Origin of the sequence: Pararhizobium sp. DWP3-4, assembly GCF_049898205.1 — a bacterium.
In the GTDB taxonomy this organism is placed as follows: Bacteria; Pseudomonadota; Alphaproteobacteria; order Rhizobiales; family Rhizobiaceae; genus Pararhizobium.
The window spans coordinates 16,616-36,032 of record NZ_JAFCXF010000013.1 but is presented as its reverse complement, the minus strand read 5'-3'; the positions used below and the strand labels follow the sequence as shown (position 1 = coordinate 36,032).

The 19,417-nt window shown below is 57.0% G+C and carries 16 protein-coding genes; 9 read left to right on the top strand and 7 right to left on the bottom strand.

From position 1 onward, the window contains the following. Positions 1 to 7 precede the first annotated feature (7 nt). From ACP7E6_RS25150 to ACP7E6_RS25140, 3 genes are all read left to right on the top strand, one after another. Positions 8 to 742 carry an SDR family oxidoreductase gene (locus ACP7E6_RS25150; protein WP_426232417.1) on the top strand — a complete coding sequence of 245 codons (735 nt, stop codon included), beginning with the start codon at positions 8 to 10 and terminating at the stop codon, positions 740 to 742. Positions 743 to 766: 24 nt separating this feature from the next. Continuing rightward, on the top strand, positions 767 to 1,612 hold the full coding sequence (locus tag ACP7E6_RS25145) for a fumarylacetoacetate hydrolase family protein (protein WP_426232416.1): 846 nt from the start codon (positions 767 to 769) through the stop codon (positions 1,610 to 1,612). 88 nt (positions 1,613 to 1,700) lie between these two features. Further along, positions 1,701 to 2,978 carry an L-fuconate dehydratase gene (locus ACP7E6_RS25140; RefSeq protein WP_426232415.1) on the top strand — a complete coding sequence of 426 codons (1,278 nt, stop codon included), beginning with the start codon at positions 1,701 to 1,703 and terminating at the stop codon, positions 2,976 to 2,978. 34 nt (positions 2,979 to 3,012) lie between these two features. Here the strand turns inward: ACP7E6_RS25140 and ACP7E6_RS25135 are convergent, their stop codons facing one another. Beyond that, positions 3,013 to 4,056, bottom strand: a complete 1,044-nt coding sequence (locus ACP7E6_RS25135; protein ID WP_426232496.1) for a class I SAM-dependent methyltransferase — start codon at positions 4,054 to 4,056, stop codon at positions 3,013 to 3,015. Positions 4,057 to 4,361: 305 nt separating this feature from the next. On the opposite strand from ACP7E6_RS25135, the gene ACP7E6_RS25130 reads away from it, so the two are divergent. Further along, positions 4,362 to 6,359: a putative bifunctional diguanylate cyclase/phosphodiesterase gene (locus ACP7E6_RS25130; RefSeq protein ID WP_426232414.1), complete on the top strand. Its 1,998-nt coding sequence runs from the start codon at positions 4,362 to 4,364 to the stop codon at positions 6,357 to 6,359. A 37-nt stretch (positions 6,360 to 6,396) separates the two neighbouring features. Here the strand turns inward: ACP7E6_RS25130 and repC are convergent, their stop codons facing one another. The 6 genes from repC to ACP7E6_RS25100 form a co-directional block, all read right to left on the bottom strand. Then, positions 6,397 to 7,611, bottom strand: a complete 1,215-nt coding sequence (repC, locus tag ACP7E6_RS25125; protein WP_426232495.1) for a plasmid replication protein RepC — start codon at positions 7,609 to 7,611, stop codon at positions 6,397 to 6,399. Between the two features lie 154 nt (positions 7,612 to 7,765). After that, positions 7,766 to 8,791 carry a plasmid partitioning protein RepB gene (repB, locus tag ACP7E6_RS25120; protein ID WP_426232413.1) on the bottom strand — a complete coding sequence of 342 codons (1,026 nt, stop codon included), beginning with the start codon at positions 8,789 to 8,791 and terminating at the stop codon, positions 7,766 to 7,768. A gap of 3 nt (positions 8,792 to 8,794) precedes the next feature. After that, complete coding sequence (gene repA, locus ACP7E6_RS25115; protein WP_426232412.1) at positions 8,795 to 9,994, bottom strand: plasmid partitioning protein RepA; 1,200 nt, start codon at positions 9,992 to 9,994, stop codon at positions 8,795 to 8,797. Between the two features lie 1,046 nt (positions 9,995 to 11,040). Continuing rightward, positions 11,041 to 12,129 (bottom strand): site-specific integrase, encoded by a 1,089-nt coding sequence (locus tag ACP7E6_RS25110; RefSeq protein WP_426232411.1) that lies wholly within the window; start codon positions 12,127 to 12,129, stop codon positions 11,041 to 11,043. 28 nt (positions 12,130 to 12,157) lie between these two features. Further along, complete coding sequence (locus tag ACP7E6_RS25105) at positions 12,158 to 12,562, bottom strand: type II toxin-antitoxin system VapC family toxin (protein ID WP_426232410.1); 405 nt, start codon at positions 12,560 to 12,562, stop codon at positions 12,158 to 12,160. Then, positions 12,562 to 12,816 carry a type II toxin-antitoxin system Phd/YefM family antitoxin gene (locus ACP7E6_RS25100; RefSeq protein WP_426232409.1) on the bottom strand — a complete coding sequence of 85 codons (255 nt, stop codon included), beginning with the start codon at positions 12,814 to 12,816 and terminating at the stop codon, positions 12,562 to 12,564. The genes ACP7E6_RS25105 and ACP7E6_RS25100 overlap by 1 nt, the downstream gene beginning before the upstream one ends. Positions 12,817 to 13,749: 933 nt before the next feature. Between ACP7E6_RS25100 and ACP7E6_RS25095 the strand changes: the two genes are divergently transcribed. The 5 genes from ACP7E6_RS25095 (at position 13,750) to ACP7E6_RS25075 (ending at position 19,417) form a co-directional block, all read left to right on the top strand. Continuing rightward, the gene (locus ACP7E6_RS25095) at positions 13,750 to 14,643 is read left to right on the top strand and encodes a LysR substrate-binding domain-containing protein (RefSeq protein WP_426232408.1); all 894 of its coding nucleotides are present in this window, start codon (positions 13,750 to 13,752) and stop codon (positions 14,641 to 14,643) included. A gap of 96 nt (positions 14,644 to 14,739) precedes the next feature. Then, positions 14,740 to 15,525 (top strand): SDR family NAD(P)-dependent oxidoreductase, encoded by a 786-nt coding sequence (locus tag ACP7E6_RS25090; RefSeq protein WP_426232407.1) that lies wholly within the window; start codon positions 14,740 to 14,742, stop codon positions 15,523 to 15,525. An 85-nt stretch (positions 15,526 to 15,610) separates the two neighbouring features. Continuing rightward, entirely contained in the window at positions 15,611 to 16,228 is a 618-nt protein-coding gene (locus tag ACP7E6_RS25085; RefSeq protein WP_426232406.1) for a nitroreductase family protein, read from the top strand. 67 nt (positions 16,229 to 16,295) lie between these two features. Beyond that, positions 16,296 to 16,472: a hypothetical protein gene (locus tag ACP7E6_RS25080; RefSeq protein ID WP_426232405.1), complete on the top strand. Its 177-nt coding sequence runs from the start codon at positions 16,296 to 16,298 to the stop codon at positions 16,470 to 16,472. A 1,067-nt stretch (positions 16,473 to 17,539) separates the two neighbouring features. Continuing rightward, entirely contained in the window at positions 17,540 to 19,417 is a 1,878-nt protein-coding gene (locus ACP7E6_RS25075) for an adenylate/guanylate cyclase domain-containing protein (protein WP_426232404.1), read from the top strand.

Below are 19,417 nucleotides of genomic sequence, written 5' to 3'. Positions count from 1 at the left end.
CAATGACATGACCGCCAATCTGACCGGCAAGAAAGTCCTGATCACCGCTGCAGCGCAAGGCATAGGCCAAGCGTCCGCCCTCGCCTTCACCCGCGCGGGCGCGATCGTCCACGCCACCGACATCAATGCCGATGCGCTTGCCAATCTGTCCAAAGAGACCGGCATCACGACGCATATTCTCAATGTGCTGGAAGTCGATGCCGTTTCGACGCTGGTTGCCGAAATCGGCGATATCGATGTGCTGTTCAATTGCGCCGGCGTCGTTCACGGCGGCTCGGTTCTGGAGATGAAGGATAGCGATCTCGAATTCGCCTTCGACCTCAACGTCAAGGCGATGATCCGGACCATTCGCGCCGTCCTGCCCGGCATGCTGGCGCGCGGTGACGGTTCGATCGTCAACATGTCGTCGGTCGCCTCCAGCATCAAGGGTGTACCGAACCGCTTCGCCTATGGCGTCACCAAGGCGGCCGTCATCGGCCTGACCAAGGCCGTTGCCGCCGATTATGTTGCGCAGGGAATCCGTTGCAATGCCATTTGCCCCGGTACGGTCGAAAGCCCGTCGCTCCAGGAGCGCATGCGCTCGCAGGGCGATTACGATACCGCCCGCGCCGCCTTCATCGCCCGCCAGCCGATGGGCCGGCTCGGCACGCCGGAAGAGATCGCCGACCTCGCCGTCTATCTCGCAGGCGCCACCTATACGACCGGCCAAGCCTACGCCATCGACGGCGGCTGGACGATCTGACGCCTTAAAACAGGAAACACACCGATGAAACTTCTTCGCTATGGCGCACCCGGCGCTGAAAAGCCGGCCATCCTCGACGCTGACGGGGCAATCCGGGATCTCTCCGGCCATGTCTCCGATATCGGCGGCAAGGATATCCACCCCGCGGCACTTGCCGCGCTGGCAAAGCTCGATCCCACGACCTTGCCGCTTGTCACCGGCACACCGCGCATCGGTCCGTGCGTGACTGGAACCGGCAAATTCATCTGCATTGGCCTCAACTATGCCGACCATGCCGCCGAATCCGGCATGGCCGTTCCGCCGGAACCCGTCGTCTTCATGAAGGCGACATCGGCAATCGTCGGCCCCAATGACGATGTGCTCATCCCGCGCGGCTCTGAAAAGACCGATTGGGAAGTCGAACTCGGTGTGGTCATCGGCAAGACAGCCAAATATGTCTCCGAAGCCGACGCCCTCGATTATGTAGCCGGCTATTGCACCGTTCACGATGTTTCCGAGCGCGCCTTCCAAATCGAACGCTCCGGCCAGTGGACCAAGGGCAAGTCCTGCGACACGTTCGGCCCGATCGGCCCCTGGCTGGTGACGAAGGACGAAGTCACCGATCCTCAGAATCTCGGGCTCTGGCTGAAGGTCAACGGCGAAACCGTGCAGAACGGCACGACCAAGACCATGGTCTATGGTGCCGCCTTCCTCGTTTCCTATCTCAGCCAGTTCATGTCGCTGCATCCCGGCGACATCATCTCCACCGGCACCCCGCCCGGCGTCGGCATGGGCATGAAGCCGCCGCGCTACCTGAAGCCCGGCGATGTCGTCGAACTCGGTATCGAGGGTCTCGGAAGCCAGAAGCAAACCACACGGGCAGACATTTGAGGTTCTGGCCGATGCGGGGCTTCTCTGCATCTGCCATTTCCAGGTCCCTAAACCACAGCCTGCCGCCCATATTTTTCGGAGCAAACCTATGACCCGCATCACCGATCTCCGTGTCTTCGACCTGCGCTTCCCCACCTCGCAAAGCCTTGATGGTTCGGATGCGATGAACCCTGATCCGGACTACTCCGCAGCCTACGTCATTCTGGACACCGACACGGATGGACTTTCGGGTCACGGCCTGACGTTTACCATTGGCCGTGGCAACGAAATCTGCTGCGCAGCAATCAATGCGATGAAGCATTTGGTCATCGGCGCTGAACTCGGGGAAATTCTCGCCCATCCCGGCAAATTCTGGCGGCATCTGACTGGCGACAGCCAGTTGCGCTGGATCGGTCCCGACAAGGGTGCCATGCACCTTGCCACCGGCGCCGTCGTCAATGCTGTCTGGGACCTGCTCGCCAAGCAGGCCGGAAAGCCCGTCTGGCGGCTGGTTGCCGATATGACGGCCGAAGAAATCGCCGATATCGTCGAATATCGCTATCTCACCGATGTGCTGACCCGCGATGAGGCCGTCGCCATTCTGAAGCGTGCCGAGGCAGGCAAGGCCGAGCGTATCGCGACGCTCGAGGCGGAAGGTTACGCCTGCTACACGACATCGGCCGGATGGCTCGGTTACGACGACGAGAAACTGCGCCGTCTCTGCCAGGAAGCGATCGATGCCGGCTTCAACCACGTCAAGATGAAGGTCGGTCGCGATCTTGAGGACGACATTCGTCGTTTGCGCATCGCCCGCGACGTAATCGGTCCGGATCGTTACCTGATGATCGATGCCAACCAGGTCTGGGAGGTAAACGAGGCGATCGAATGGGTGAACAAGCTGGCGTTCGCCAAGCCGTTCTTCATCGAGGAGCCGACCAGCCCGGACGACGTGGCCGGACACCGCAAGATCCGCGCCGGTATCGGGGCCGTCAAGGTCGCGACGGGCGAGATGTGCCAGAACCGCATCATGTTCAAGCAGTTCATCGCCGAAGGCGCAATCGATATCGTCCAGATCGATTCATGCCGCATGGGCGGGCTGAACGAGGTGTTGGCGGTTCTCCTGATTGCGGCCAAATATGACCTGCCGGTCTGGCCGCATGCCGGCGGCGTCGGCCTTTGCGAATATGTCCAGCATCTGTCGATGATCGACTATGTTGCCGTGTCCGGCACCAAGGACGGTCGGGTGATCGAATATGTCGACCACCTGCACGAGCATTTCATCGAGCCGTGCGTGATCGAGAATGCTGCCTATATGCCACCGAAGTCTGCCGGCTTTTCCATTGAGATGAAAACGGCATCGATCGAGCAATATCAGTTCAAGGGTTGATGGACTGGGGGCGGTTTTGCCGCCCCCTTAAACCTTAGCTGCGTTTGCGGATAATGCCGTAAACGATATGGCGGTTTTCGCCGAATTCCACACGTGCTTCGACCGCATTGCGGTCGGCGCTGGCATTGATGATGTTCCACATTTCCACATCCGAACGCAGCAACAAAGCCCAGTTCATGAAGGTTTCCATGTAACCGTCGTCATCGACGTCACGCGAGAAATTCGCGAACAGAAACACGCCGTTCGGCTTGAGCATATCCAGGCAAGTCTGGGTCAGCTTGATCGCCACCTTGTCGGCCAGATAATCGTAGAGACCTGCCGCATAGATGAAGTCGAACTTGCCGAGCGTGTGCGATTTCGTCAGCAGGCCACGAACGGAACCATCGATCGCCTCGACACATGTGCCGTTGAAATCGCGGACCATCGAACCAACGCTCAGCGGGTCCTGGTCAAGGGCGACCCAACGCTTGATCCGCTTTTCCCGCAGAGCGACAGAATTGTCGGCCTCGCGCAAATGGCCGGCTGCCACAGTCAGGATTTCGGTTCCTGGTCCTTTTTCAGTTGCAATTTCATCGACATAGCGCGTCAGAAGATCGCGCCGTTCCCGCACAGCCACCGGTGACGGCGACTGGCTGGTGTAGCCGTAAAGCTCCTTGCCAAGCGGCGAAGCCTTGGCAATTTCGTCGGCAACACTCGGGTGACCATAGATGAAATCAATCAGCTGAGCATCGCCGGAATAACCACGTGGCTTCATGAACGACCAGCGTGTGAAGGGATCCTCGTGAAAAAAATCCGCGACCGGGTGGTTCTGAACGATCGGGATCAATTCTTGCCAGACATTATGATGATACCTGCGACGCGTCTCATGAAGCGTGCCAATCAGACGATGAATGATCAGCGCCGGGTCTTGATCGTCCTGAATTTGTTGCTGCGCAATCTTCAGCGCAAGGGCAACCTCCACACGGCCAGTTGCCAGCTGCTCATAATGGAGGTCAGTTTGGGAGGAAGATAGTTCTGTGTTGATGGCCGCAGGGGTAATCAGGCTTTCGCCGTCAAAAGCAATCTTGATTTGGGTCACACGAGCCTCATGCGTTAATAGATCATTAACACTATGGGGAAAAACGAGTGCAGTGCCAATCAAAATTGCACGTATCCGCATGGCATGGTTAACGCGCTCGCGTATCAGTTGGTTCTGTCGAACTAGAAGCTAACCTTCGGCAAATTCAGGAAAACTTAATGTACGTCCAATATCGTGCCGAAAAGTGCTGCCTTTTATTGATAGGCTTCGTCTCTGCCTTGCGCGTTCAAACGCGTCGGTTGATGAAAGTTGTCGGAAGGGCAGTTCTAGGGCGGAAGGATGCGACGCAACCCCATGGAACGTGCATGAAGCACACGCTGGCCGATGTAGTAGAGATCGATCTCAATGCTGAGCCGCCGAGACCGGCTTCGGCGGAGCTTCGTACACTCTACCTGGAACAGGGCCAGAGCATCCGTCGCCAGGATACCCGACAGGGAATGTGGATCGCGATTGCCGTCTATCTCCTGTTTTCGATCACCGACATCCTGCTTGTCCCAGACGTTGCGAACTATGTGATCGCATCGCGTTTCATTATCGGTACGATTGCCTTCTTCGTGTTGGAAGCGGAGGTTCGCTGGAATGCCAGTGCCGATGTCATCGATACGACCTGCGCGACTGGCCTCGTCGTGGCCTATGCCGGGTGGCTATATCCATCGTTGATGACGGCGGACACCATTAGTATCTCCTATTACATGGTGTTCGGCGCAATCTTCATGATGAGCGTCAACCTGTTTTTCAGCTTTCAATTCCGCCTTTCCTTGGTTGCCTCGGCCATCATTCTTCTAATTTTCCTGGCCGCATTGCTATCATTTCCGGTCGTAGACCCGTCCTACAAGCTCGCATTTGGCACTTTTTGCATCTCCTGTTTTGTTTTTACCTCTTACGTCAACTGGAAGCTGAACAGAGAGAGGTACAAGGTTTTCCTCAACGCTCTTGAAGCAAAGGTTCAGCAAAAAGAGGCGTCCGAACGAGGCGATGCACTGCTCAGACTGTCCAATACCGATCCTTTAACGGGACTGGAAAACCGAAGAGCCATCGATCAAAGGCTCAGGGACTATTGGAGCGGCTGGCAGAAATACGGCACCAGTTTTACGGCAATCCTCATCGATGTCGATTTCTTCAAGAAGTACAACGACTGCTATGGTCATCAGGAAGGCGATCGCTGTCTTATATTGGTTGCCGACGCCCTTGCCGATTCCATTAAAAGGTACAACGGTTCGATCGGTCGCTACGGCGGCGAAGAATTCATTGTGCTCGCGCGGCTGGAGACACTGGAACAGGTGGCGGAACTGGCGGAAAATATCTGCCGGACCGTGGAAAACCTCGGTCTGTTGCACCAGCAGCGCCGCGATGGGATGTCGATCGTCACGGTCAGTGTCGGTGCTGCGTTCACCCGAAGCCAAGCTGGCACGAAACTCGAAAAGATCATTCATGAGGCCGATCGCGCCTTGTATGGTGCCAAGGCAAGCGGACGCAACTGCGCCAAACTGTTCGACCCCAATGATCCGCATAGCAGTGACGAAAGCGAAAATATCGCGGCTCTCCTCAAAATAGCCACCAGTCAGAACCTCGTATCGTTGGTCTATCAGCCGATCCGCAATGTCTCATCCGGACGCGTCGAAGCCGTCGAGGCTCTCATGCGCCTGAAGATGCTCGACGGAACGGCTGTCGCTCCCGGCCTTTTCATCCCGATCGCGGAGCGGACAGGCGCCATTCTGAACCTTGGATACTGGGCGATCCGAACAGTCTGCGCCGAACTTTTGATGGACAATCATGTTCGTGTCGTCAGCGTCAACGTTTCGCCCATTCAACTCAAGACGCCGGGTTTCGCCACATCTGTCGCGGCGATACTTGGAGATACCGGCGTTGCCGGCGGCAGACTTGCCTTTGAGATCACCGAAGGTCTCGAAATGGAGATGAACTCGGACATCCTGCGCTGCATCAGTGATTTGAAGATGCTGGGGATTCGTATCTGGCTTGACGATTTCGGAACTGGTTTTGCCGGTCTTTCCTGGCTTCGTCTCATTGATTTCGACACCGTCAAGATCGACCGCTCGTTTCTGCACGACAGCAGCACCCCGAGGGGTAAAGCCATGCTGCAGGATATTATCGGCCTGGTCCGCAATCGCGGTCACAAGATTCTGGTTGAGGGCGTCGAGACGGACGAGCAGCTGGAGCTCATGCGTGAATTTCGCATCGATCAGGTCCAAGGCTTTCACGTCGGCCGGCCGGCCCCTCCAGAGGATTTTCATTCTCCTCCGCCGATCGACGATCAAGCGCCGCGTCTGCGCAGACCAGCCTAGACAAAGTTGCTGCCACCAGTTCGCCAAGAGGCCTGCCCTACCCGGCTTTCCGGGCTCCGGGCGCATTTGCGCGCATCAGCGCCATCAACATCGGCCCCAGCGAGAACTCGCCCTTTTCTGCTTTGCGTGTCAGATCCCGAAGATAGCCGCCGGCAGAATTGATCTGGCCGCCACGCTCCAGAATGCATGCCATCACCGCGGCGGCATTTTCAGGTCCGAGAATTTCGCAAGCCAGCTGATAGGCGCTCGGGCTGACGCCGAGCATCGATCGAACCACCACAGCGGCGCCCATCAGATCGCGCCAGCTGGAAACGCCGCCGCCCGGCCCATACATGATGATTTCCGGGCATGCCGACAGCACCATGTTCAGCGGGAACGCCTTTATCGGTTCCCGTCTCGCTTTGGGCGCGCTCACGGAATTTTCCCCCTGCTGTTTTTCTTTTGCAGGTTCAGATTCAGATGTAGAGTCGGATTTTGAATTCTGTATATGCCGCTCGTTTTGTAAGGCATTGCCGCTTAGTTTTTGTCTATTAATCTGTATTTCCAACTGCTTGGTAACTTCTTCCCGCAATGCTTCGATCTCGCCCAGTGCTGCGGTGAGCTCCGTCGCTCCCGGCTTGCGTGGCAGTGCCCCCATCAGGGCGCTATAATGCACGTGAGTGGTCATCCAGTCGCCCGGGATGCCCTCGTCCAGAGCGGTCTCGATCAGTTTCGATACGTCACGGCTGCAGATGGTCAATCGCTCTCGCAGCCGCTGGATATGCAGCCGCTCGGCAATGACCTCGTCTGCCAGACGCTCAATGTCGTGCGAGCGGGCCAAAAGTGGCGCCAGGGAAAAGCCGAATGCTTCGTCGATCGTTCCTGCCCTGTCACGGCGCGCGAAACGCTTGCCGTTGGCACTGTCCTTGCGTGACAGAAGGCCAGCCTCGACAAGGCCCGACAAATGCCTGCGCAGCGTTTGCTCGGCCATCCCATGGGCACGCAGTGAAAGCTGCGCATTGGACGGAAACACGACCAGGCCGTTATCCGTTGACAGCTCATTTTTCGGGTAAAAGCTCAAAAGAGCATTCATGACGGCCAACGCGCGGTCCGTTACACCTAGGCGCGGCCTTGCCTCGCACAAAGCGCGATAGAGTTTCCACTTGTCGACCGACTTTTCCGGCTCGATTTCCTGAGCCAAAACTTGATTTGCCACCATGGCAAGCGTCATCGGCCGCCGCCCGAAGGGCGTCGTCACACTTTCAATCTGCATTTTCTTCACCTTGTAACAGGCAAAAGAAATCTGCTCACCAAAACGATGCCAAAGACTCTTGACTATGATTCGTGAAAATGTGATTCTCTAGCTGCTAAACTTCAGAGAAGGGCTTCCACGACGGAAACGTTTGGGGGCCTTTTTCTTTTGCGGTTCAGTCTCCTGTTCCTGTTGTCTCTTTCGATCGCACGAAATCTTCGTAGAGAGCGGACAGCTGACTTTCGACATAAGCGCCGAATTCGGGCTCAACCGTTTTGTCGAAGGCGAGCTTCAATGCGTCGCCCGTCTCGGATATTCTCACGGCCTTTCGCTGAGCGCCGGCATTCCAGAAAGCACTTCGCGCCTTGTCCCTGCTCTCCCTTAGCCGGTCGTAGACTGCCTGGAAGCGGGCATCTGATGTCAGGCTACCAAAGCCAGGCATCAGAATGGCCTCGAGAGCTTTTGATTTCCGGCTATCGTCTTCAATCAGATCAGCAAGCTCGGCCCAGCGCGTTCGGCCAAAGCCGGGGGCAGCGCCGATCGCTTCGATCAGTTCAGACGGAAGACGGTTCACCAGGGCGATCATGCGCGAAAGAGCAGCCTTATCGACGCCCAATGCCGACATGATGATATCGCGGCTAAAATTCCGCTCTTCCAGGCGTGATGCGAAGAAGGACCGCTCGATAAAGGTCAGGTCGGTGCGCGCATTGTTTTCCTGCCCCTGGCTGACGACAAGCTGTTCGTCCGTCAGATCGCGGATAACGGCGCGAATGGGGCCCCCAATTTTTTTGATGGCGGCCAGACGGCGGTGCCCGTAAGCAACCTGAAAGCGCCCTTCCCTCTCGGGATGCGGACGAACAAGAATAGGGACTTGTTGGCCGTGTTCGCGAATCTGCGATACGAGCAGTTCCTGATCCTCAGAGCTTACTCCGAGCCGATCGACGACAAACGAACTGTCCACCGCTGCGGTATCGAGCTCGACAATCGCCTGCCCCTGCGCAAGTTGCTTTTCCAAGGCATCGACGCGCTGTGCTTTTTCGTGAACACCGCCGAGCGACTGGGATATCGCGCCAACGGGACTGGCACGTTTCAGCGGCTTTTCAAAACCGGCGAGCGGGCGCGAATTCGCAAACGGCGGTTCATTCTCCACCTGCGGGCTCACGTCGGATTCAATCAAACTGAAAACGTTCTTACGGGCCATGAACTACTTCCTTCCCCATGTCCGCTTGATGAGATCCTCTATCTCCGTATTCACGGCAGTGAGCGATTCAAGCGCACGATCATAGGTGCCTCTGGTGAATTGGTTTCTGTCCACCTCATAAAGTGTTTGCTTGGTGAGCCCAGCATCCGAAATAGCCGTTGACTTGACCATCGAATTTTCCAGGACACGGTTTCCAAAAATGGAGCGCATGAAGCCTGACATCTGCGATTGCGGCCCGTCATTTGGCTCGTACCGCGTCACGAGATACCGCATCCAGTCGTAGTCCATCGAACCACCGGCTTCTTCGACAACCGACAAGAGATCACCGGTCATATGCAGGAACTGGCTCATCGACATGACATCCAGCATCTGGGGGTGCACCGTGATAAGGACGGCCGTCGCCGCGCAAAGTGCCGAAAGCGTCAGGAATCCCAATTGCGGCGGGCAGTCGATCACCACGATGTCGTAGGCGCTTTCGATCTCCGCCAGGCATTCTCCGATGCGGGCAAAGAACATCGAATCCGTTTTATGCCTGCCCGCAAGAGCCTTGGGCGTTTCGTGCTCGAACTCCATCAACTCCAGGTTTCCCGGAATGATATGGAGATTGGGCGTATAGGTGGCGCGAACGATGTCGGTGACATCCCGCTTGGCAGCATCGTAACGGATAGCGCCGTAGAGCGTCTCATTCTCTCCGACGTCAAATTCAGGTTGATGACCAAACAGCGCGGACAGTGATGCCTGCGGATCAAGGTCAATCGCCAGAACCCGATAGCCGCGCAGAGCAAGGAATTGTGCAAGATGTGCCGATGTTGTGGTTTTGCCTGAACCGCCTTTGAAGTTCATCACGGAGATGACCTGAAGCTTTTCACCGTCGCGGCGATGGCGGACATATTTGCGAGGCCCCTTCCCCCCTTCATCAAGAAGGTGGCGAAGATTTTCGATATCCTGAACCGAATACTGGCGGCGACCGTTTGCCAGCGGTTCGGGTCCATGCCCATCGGCGACGATCTGCCTGAGATAGCCCTGATGGATACCGATGAAATCGGCGGCTTCCGCAGGCGTGAATTGACGAATGCTCTTTTGAGCCGTGGGGGGAAAGGTCCGCTGCTGGTGCGCCTGCAACTGACGCGACAATTCCTCCGCATCAGACGAGATCAGAGAGCGCAGGCTCTCACCATTCTTATTGCCTGCGATGTTCAACATATTGGCCCCGACTCAATCCGCGCTTATTTTTTAATTAGCGCATAAAATGCGCTGATCTCATTAGGCCCGATTCTATCCGGCGTGGCAAAGTCTTTTTCGTTAACAAAAGATTAACCGAAAGCACGGCGACTCGGGGCACTTTTGTTGTACATGTACAACTCGCCATCGCGCGATAGGCCGCAAGGCCGTTCCGGAGGTTTCCCACGAAATATAATATGGCCCGCATTCCTCCCTTTTTGCCACCTGCCATTCTGCAATTCGGGATCGCCTTGAGTTTGAACTTTGTTTTGGATGACCGTAAGACACGGCTTAGCGCATCCCTGCTGGCTTCTGATTGAAGCGATAGGCAGAGAATTCATTGAGTAGGTCACGACGACTTGGCGCGGAAAAATGCAAAACAAACCGCGTTGTACACGTACAACTTTTGCACGGGGCGAAAGAGCCCCGCTCCTGACTGCCATGTAAGTTGCAGTGGGGACCGCACCGAGCGCCTGCCTCCACTTGAGCGCTGACAAATGAAGGGATTCGCCGCGCTTGACGGCAGGCCATTTGCAATCGGCATCGCACCTGCGCCCGGCCCTGATTGTAAGGATTAGGCTTGTCGTTGGCATGGCTCCCAATTCATCTACAGCCGTTACGGCCGACGGTGGTATCCGTGCTCGCATGGCGGCGTCCGTTCGCTCCCGTTGCATAGCGACGCCTCGCAACGACATTTTCGGGCAATGGAGGACGCGATGATCCCGCTCCTTATCGGTCTGCAGTCAAGCAACCGAGCCATATTTTTGCGCGCTGAGCCTGCCAACAATTGCGTAAGACTGGCGCTCTGGCAGACAAAGATCATGAGAGACTTTGGATGTGGGAGTAGGCGGCTACCGCTTGGGGCGCATCATCCACAGCTCACAGGTCCCTGCTCCACCGCCAGTTCGTGAGACGAGAAACAACGGTCACCGCTGTCTCATTGCAGTGAGAAGATTCCAAAACCATGTTTGCAAGGACATCCACCTCATCGGAGTTGATGCTTCAATCCTCCAGTGGCGCAGAATCGCTCAGAGGCCGGCAGCCTTCGTCAGATTGACTCTGAATCTGTCACGGCGGCGTTGATACTTGCGCGTCATCTCCGCCGACGTATGGCCGAGTTGCTTTTGCACGTAACGCTCGTCTACCTCCGCCGAAGAGGCGAGGCCGGCGCGCAACGAGTGGCCGGAGAATTTTAGCGCCCGCTCGCCCTCGGTGAGATCCCCGCGCACGCCGGCAGCAAGTGCTGCCCGTTTGACCAGGCGGGCGACTTCCTGATCGTTCAGACGGTCGGCGCCCACGGCTTTGCCTTGACCCGTCACTCGCCGGAACAATGGGCCGTGCGCGATCCGGGCCAGCCTCAGCCATGTATCGAGCGCAGCGACAGGGCAGGTGGCGTCCGACGAACCACGGCCGATCTCAACCTCGCGCCAGCCGGTTTTTCCCCGCAGGGTGACGATCAGGCCCTTGTCCAATAACTCGATCCACCCCCGACCATCCTCCGTCTGGTCCTTCTTGACATCCAGCCCTACAATCTCGGAGCGGCGAAGCCCGCCGGCAAAACCGATCAGCAGCATCGCCCGGTCACGCAACCCGCGTAGCGTTCCGCGGTCGAGCGTCTCAAGCATGGCTATGATGTCTTCCGGCATAACCGCTTCTTTCTGCACCGGCGGCCGGGCGTGACTGTTGCGGATGCCTGCCATAACCGTCGCAATGTGCCGGTCCCTGCGATCAAGCGGCTGACCGCGCTGTGCGTAATTCCAGGTGAGGGAGGAAAGACGGCGTTCGATCGTCGAAACGGAGTTAGGCTTTCTGTCTGCACCAACGGCACCGGACGCGCAGGCGGTGACGTAGAGCCCGACAATCTGCGGCTCAGGGGGGAGGGTGGAAAGAGATTGGCGCCGGCACCAGGCAGCAAAATGCTTCCAGTCGCTCGCATAGGCACGCCGCGTATTGGCGGAGCTGGCGGCCTCGACATAACCGCGGGCACGATCGGCAAGACCATCGAGGTGGGCAGGAAGAGTGGTGGACCGGTCGACGGAGGCCGCGTCAGAGACCGCGGGAAGAGGGACAGGAGAACCAGCCTCAGGAGGGATAGTTTGGCTTTTGTCACCCGTCATATCAGCACCTTCAACACCTTCAACACCATCAAGCGAGATCCCACGGATTGATGACAGCTATGCCGACGCCGGTAAAGTCAGCGCTGTTGCGCGTAACGACAATGAGGTCATGGACAATCGCAGTGGCTGCGATCAGCCCGTCCATATCACCGCCGGGGCAAAGAGCAGCAAGCCGTCCCCATTCCACGGCCACCTTATCCGTGACCGGGAGTATCTGCCCGGCGTGGTCATGCCGGAGCTTACGCAACCATTCGGCAAGATCGGTCGCGGCTCTTCGATCCGTCGTCTGCTTTTGTGCAATCCCGCGCGTGATTTCCCCAAGTGTGACGACGCTCAGATAGATGGCGGCAGGGTCCTGCGCGCGCAGCCAGGTGACCGCTTCCGCTACGCCGCGTGTTGCTTCGCATACAAGGCTGGTATCGACGAGATACATCAGGATGCCAAACCACGGCTGGGCGACCGTTCGCGGGCCGAAATATAATCGGCAAACAAATCATCGCACGGCGGCGCGGCAAGAAGATCGTCGACGAGCGTCGGCCGGCCGGCCTTAAGGGCATCATATTCTTTCGCCGACAGCACGATTGCAGTCCGCTTGCCCCGCAAAGTCACAACCTGCGGGCCCTCAAACTTGGCTTTCTGAATAACCTTTGAAAACTTGTTCTTCGCATCTTGTAGCTGCCATTCCATATTCCGCTCCAATCTAGCCTGTCTAGCTATTTATACCGCGTCAAGGTCTTGGACAAGGCCCGTTTAGGATGACGGCAGCCACGTACCGTGGGCAACCGTAAGGGGGAGGGGCGGAGCATGTTTACGATATGGCAACTCTTGGCTGGTGATACTACATCAGGCTGCTAACAGTAGATTTATACGCAGCAGCGGAAGCGGCAAGACGAAACAAGCGATAATGCAACATTATCGGTCGTTATAACCGCGTTACGAGTGGTGCGCTTATTTAAAAAAAGGTCCGGTTTAAGTGCACGGTGCGAAATCACTTCAGCCGGGGTCGACCACGATAACGCAGGCAACGAAGTCCTTGACGTTGCGCGTCTTGACATCACTTTCGGGTGTTGCGTGAAGCGGGTCTTGTATCGACCCGTAACGAAGGTGTCTCACATATGAACGCACTTCGGCGTGCCGAGCTGAACGAGCGCTTCCCTGGCCTGCTAGACGTTGTGGAGGCCGCGATCCACCTCGGGGCAGGACGGGATGCGGCCTGAGCCACGAGATTTGCAAAAGGAGAAGCTCCTTCGCGATTTGCACGGTAAAATCAATCCACCATCGATAAGCGATGGTTAACGACGGTAACCTTGCAGAGCATTTCGGGTACGCCGTGTTGCGGTGTTGACGAAAAGAAAACACATTCGACTTCTCGACGTTCGGGAGCTCCAGAAGCTCATTCCTTGCCTAGTGCGCGCCTTCTTGCTCGCAACCACGGGGTCGTTGCTGGCGTTACAGCGCCATGTTTCTTTTCGGCGATAGAATCGCAATCCAACGTGCTGTCCGGCCGATCGACCGGGTTCGGGCCGACAGTGCTTGACCGACATTTTCCCTGCTATATTACCTCGCGAAATTGGCTATAATTGCCGTGGATTCAACATAACTGTTTGAAAAGCTCGCAATATGGATCGTCTTGACGCGCTACGCCTTTTTGTTGACGTGGCGGAGGAGGGATCCTTCTCAGGCGTGGCACGCCAACGCACCATCGCGACATCGACAGTTGCACTTGCGGTGACGCAGCTCGAGAAAGAATTTGGCGCCCGCCTGATGACGCGAACCACACGGCGGCTCGTCTTCACTCATGAAGGCGAACGTTTGCTGATCGATGCCCGTCGGATTCTCGCGGAATGGAACGCTGCATTGAACGGGATTTCCGAAAGTGGACCCTTGTCCGGTCCGATCAAGGTTACGGCCACCAATGATTTCGGGCGATCACAGCTCCGAGCTCACCTCGATGCTTTTCAAGCGCTGCACCCCCAAATCAGCATTTCGCTCATTTTGACGGACAGCACCATCGATCTGATAGAAGATCGAGTTGATCTGGCGCTACGATACGGGCCGCTTGCGGATTCGTCACTCCGTGCTCGCCTGCTTGTCAGGGGAAGTCGGCTTGTCTGTGCGTCGCCTGACTACTGGCGTAGAGCAGGAAAACCACATCACCCCGCAGATCTCTCGGATCATAATTGTCTCATCCTGTCGAGGCCGGGTTCGCCATTGGCGGCGTGGCCCTTTCGGGACGGCGACCGACATTTCAATGTTAAGGTTTCAGGCGACAGGCAGGCCAGCGATGGCGCGATCCTTCGAGAATGGGGGGTCGAAGGCGTTGGGGTCGTACTGAAGAACGACTGGGATATCCGCACCGAGCTCAGGACTGGAGAGCTGGAAACAGCGCTGGACAACTATGTTGCCGGGCCTGTCGATCTCTATGCCGTGCAACCCGGCGGGCCAACCAGCAGACGGACCGCTGCACTGGTCGATCATCTCAGCAAAGAAATCGGATTCGGTCTGACCGGATGATCTTTCGATTATCTCGAAATGTCCTGTCGATCTGGAGCCGATTATAAAGTTCATAGAATAGAGCCAGATTACCCTCACAACACACCGAGGGTTCCAATGAACATAGATTTTACAGGCCGAAAGGTCCTTATCACGGGTTCCACCGGCGGCATTGGATTTGCTGCCGCCCAGGGTTTTCATACAGCCGGCGCGGACGTGGTTATCAACGGTCGCAAGGAAGAACGTGTCAGTTCAGCCATCGAAAGACTGGGCGGTGGACGGCGTGTTTTTGGCTTCGCTGGTGACCTCGGTACCGCCGACGAGTGCGATCGGCTGGTAGAGGAGCACCCTGCGTTTGATATCGTTATCAACAATATTGGCATCTACGGCCCGCAGGATTTCTTCGAAACTCCAGACTCCGAGTGGGATCGCTTCTTCCAGACGAATGTCATGTCCGGTGTTCGGATCTCGCGCGCCTATGCTCCGGGCATGGCGGAACGCGGATGGGGGCGTGTCGTCTTCGTATCCTCCGAGTCGGCGCTCAACATTCCCCATGACATGATCCATTACGGATTCTCGAAGACGAGCCAGCTGTCTATTTCACGAGGGCTCGCCAAGCGGTTGGCCGGAACCGGTGTCACGGTGAACTCGGTCCTTCCTGGCCCCACCCTTTCCGAGGGAGTTTCGCAGATGCTTCAGTCTGAAGTAGAGCGGACCGGCGAGAGTCTTGATTCAGTGGCGAAGAGCTTCATCAAATCGCATCGCAGCTCCTCGATCATCCAACGCGCATCGTCCGTCGATGAAGTCGCCAACATGATCCTCTACATCAGCTCTGAACAGGCATCTGCCACGACGGGAGCAGCGCTACGCGTCGACGGCGGCGTGGTCGAAACCATCGCCTGACGAAAATTGAAGTCCACACAGTCAACATCCTCTCCCGAGTGCGCCCTGCACCGCGCGGAGTCACGCCCATGAAAAGGAAAGTTCCATGACCCACGAGATCATCAATGCAATCGAGCAGCGTAGCACGACCAATCTCTACGATGCCTCACGCGACATAACCGATGCGCAGGTCGCCGAGCTCGCTCGTCTCGCCTTGCTTGCTCCGTCCGCCTTCAATCTGCAGAACTGGCGGCTCATCGCCGTCCGGTCAGTGGATGCCAAAGCTCGCCTGCGCGCAGTTGGTTGGGATCAGCCCAAAATCACGGATGCCGCCGTAACATTCATCGTCTGCGGCGTCGTTGCAGACCATACGGACATGCCAGCACGTCTTTCTCCAGTGGTCGCTGCGGGGATCATGCCTGAGAGCATGGTCGCGGGTTGGACCGGTGCTGCAAAGAATCTGTACTTCGAACAGCCTCAGCGCGCCCGTGACGAAGCTGTTCGCAGCGCAACGTTCAGCGCAATGACACTTATTCTCGCGGCGAAGTCGCTGGGTCTAGGATCTACTCCGATGATCGGGTTTGATCCTGACGGTGTCAGCCGTGAGTTCGGACTGGCGGCAAACGAATTGCCCGTCCTTCTTCTGGCCGTCGGATACGCCACGGACGAAAACTGGCCGCAGAAGCCGCGCCGCCCGATGAGCGAGGTCTTCGATCTCGTTTGAGATCCAACCATCGAAAGCGCTTCCGAGCATGCTGTTCGGAGGCGATAGTTGTTGCAGGAATTGAAACATGCCGACAATAATCGAGGCCATTCTGGTCAGCGATGCCTTTGAGCTGATCACACGTGCCGTTTTGACAAGCTTCTTCTGGATCGCTGGACTCTTGGGGTTGTTGAAATTCGAGGTGATGGTCGCGACATCCGCCAACACGGGTTTTCAACACCCAAATACATCGTTGCTGCGATGATTGTAAGTGAGTTGGCTGGCTCGGTCCTCCTGGTCACGAACGCATTTCAGCTTGGCTGGCTCGGTGCTGGCTGGCTCGGTGTCTTCACATTCCTGTCGATACCGCTCGGCCATCGGTTCTGGAAATTCCAGCCGCCGAAAAGGATGGAGGCGATGCAGATTGCCTTGGACATTTTGCACTGATTGGCGGGCTGATGGCGGCCGCGGCGCTGACTGTGCGTTAGAGTAACATCGGGAGATGCTTGCATGGATCCAGGCGCGCAACCAAAACCCGGACCACTGGCCGATCGAGCCTAGTTTGTGAGACCGTTTCTTTGTCAACATGGAGGATGCAATGGCCTCGCGCGGCGACATCGATATTGCACAGCCGTTGGTCGGGCTCCGAAGCAGGTACAAAAATGAACTCATGCTGTGACTTGCACTGAGAGCTGACCCAGGGGGATGCGGACGAAAACTTGGACCACTAGGAGGTAGTTGGACCCGAGGGCCGAGCGTAGACGGGAAGGTGGGTGTTCTTAACAACCTAGGTTATACCTCAATTAACCGGCGGCATTGCCTTGACCGGGCGAACGCCTCGGGCGAGGGCCGGACGCTGTCGTGGCAGCTCGGCGGACGCGGTGGACAAGTAGTAAGAGCCGGCTGGTGGTCGTGCCCCGGATAAACAATCGGAATTGCCATTCCGAAGCTAAACCAGGCTCGCAGAGGTCCACTTAGAATCCTTGTACTCCGATCGATGCGTGGCGACGAGCGAGGCGGCCTGCACTGCCTTAGAAGTTGTTTGTAACCCGTCAATAAATCGGCTGATATTTGTGGGCGCCGCTGAAGCCGGGCCTGTAGTGAAATCCTCATTCAGCCGGCTTGACACCTTCAGCTGCGCCATGCGTTCGCCGAGGAGCCACAGGGCGGGACCTCACCTGGCGGTCGGCGCAGAACGGTACGGGGGCCGCCAGCAGCTGATTGTCAGCCCAGCCCGCGGGAGTTAAGCATGTCGCGCTGATGGTCTGCCTGTTGCACCGACGGGAGTGCCCACGCCGACGTTTCGTAAATGGAGAGGGAGTAACCGAATTCGTGCGTATAAATGCCAAGGTCTTCCCACGCGTGAAAATCCCGCATGCGTTCATCGTACTATTGCTGCTCACCATTCTGTCTACCGCAGCCCTTGTCCATTTGATTTGGTATCGGACCGCTAGCCGGAATGTCGAGAAAGTGGTGGCGATGCTCGACGTCCAAAGCAGTGCCACAGTCGGCAACGAGCTTGTCTCCAACCTAACCGTGGTTTCGAGCACCGCCGAAATCGTGAGATCAATTTTTGCACTGAGCGCGTTCCGGCCCGACGAGCCTATGAAGTTCGATTCACTATTCCTGTCGCTGATGAAGGAGCAACCGGTAATCGCATGGATCGGCATCGCCTTTCCCGACGGCCATTTCTACGGGTCCCATGTGACACCCGAAGGAAAAATCGAAAGGGTGGAAATCGGCGGCCCAACTCTGGGCAAAACTCGTTCGCTCCGCCGCAAGGTTTACTATTCGATGAGCGGCAATCTCGTCGACGAACATCCTCCGGAGACGGCAAGCAACTACATCGCCGAAACCTCTCAATGGTACCGGAACGGCGAACGGAACGAACAGTTGGCTTGGAGTGTCGTCAACACGCTGCCGCTGGGGTTCGAGCCGGCTATCGTCGTATCAGGCAAGGTCCGCATATCAGAACATGTCAATGGCGTTGTCATGGTCGCTGTCAGTCTTCAACGGCTTTCAGCCACGCTCAGATCACTGATGATCCCAAAGGACAGCAAAATCTTCATGCTCACCCGAGGCAGCATGGTCTTGGCAACTTCCGGCGCTTTGGACGGTGTTATGATTGGGGACCTCAATAATTTTCCAACGTCAGACACCTTGGCGGCATCAGTCGTATCCGCACAAACGCAGGAGAAGAATGACAGCTTTCGCACTCTGATTGGCAGCAAGGATCTCGGACCGGTCTTCGTCTCCTCTAACAAGCTTCCATTTGAAGACTGGCGACTGGTCGCCGCTATCCCGCGTGCGACCCTCGCCGGCGACAACGATGCCAACAGCCAGCGCGTGATCTTTGTGGTCCTCGGCATCGCCATACTTGCGGCAGTCATGGCGATAGCTTTCGCCAGGATTTTGTTTGCCCGGCCCCTATCGCGTCTTGCAGAGCAGTTACATCTGATCGGAAGATTCGAACTCGACGCAGTCCGGTATCGCCCGACCATGTTGGCAGAGCTCGATGATTTTTCGCTCGTGCTAAAGCGGATGTCGAATGGTCTTTCCGCCTTCGCGCGATACCTTCCGATCGACGTGGTGCGTCCTCTTATCGATGGCAACATCGAGCCCAAGCCCGGTGGCGAGCTGCGGGAAATAACGGTCCTGTTCGCCGACCTGCCGGGCTTCACGGAACTGACAGAGGAGCTTGGTGCCGGAGTTGAGCCAAGTCTCACCGGCTTTTTGACGTTGTCGACCGCAGCCATCCATGCCGAGGGCGGCACGGTGGACAAGTTCATCGGCGATGCCGTCATGGCGATCTGGAATGCACCAGGTGACGAGACCAATCACGCTCTGAGAGCGTGCCGCGCTGCGGCTGCCATCCGCGCCTCTATGCATGCTTTGCCTCCGATGTCACCTAAACATGACGCAGTCCGTGTGCGGATCGGCATCAACACGGGTGTGGCGTTGGTTGGGAATATAGGCTCGACAGCACGCCTGAGCTACACAGCAATCGGCGATGTGGTCAACCTCGCAAGCCGGCTCGTTGGCGTAGCAAAAGACAGCGGGGTGGAGATTGTGCTGACAGATGAGACGCTTGGTAGAACTCATGGTCTTTTCCCTGTGAGGGCGTTGGGGCCGATTAGGATACGCGGAAAGCTTGAGCCAGTGAGCGTCTACACGATTGACTGTCATCCTAAAGCCATGCCGGAACAGTAA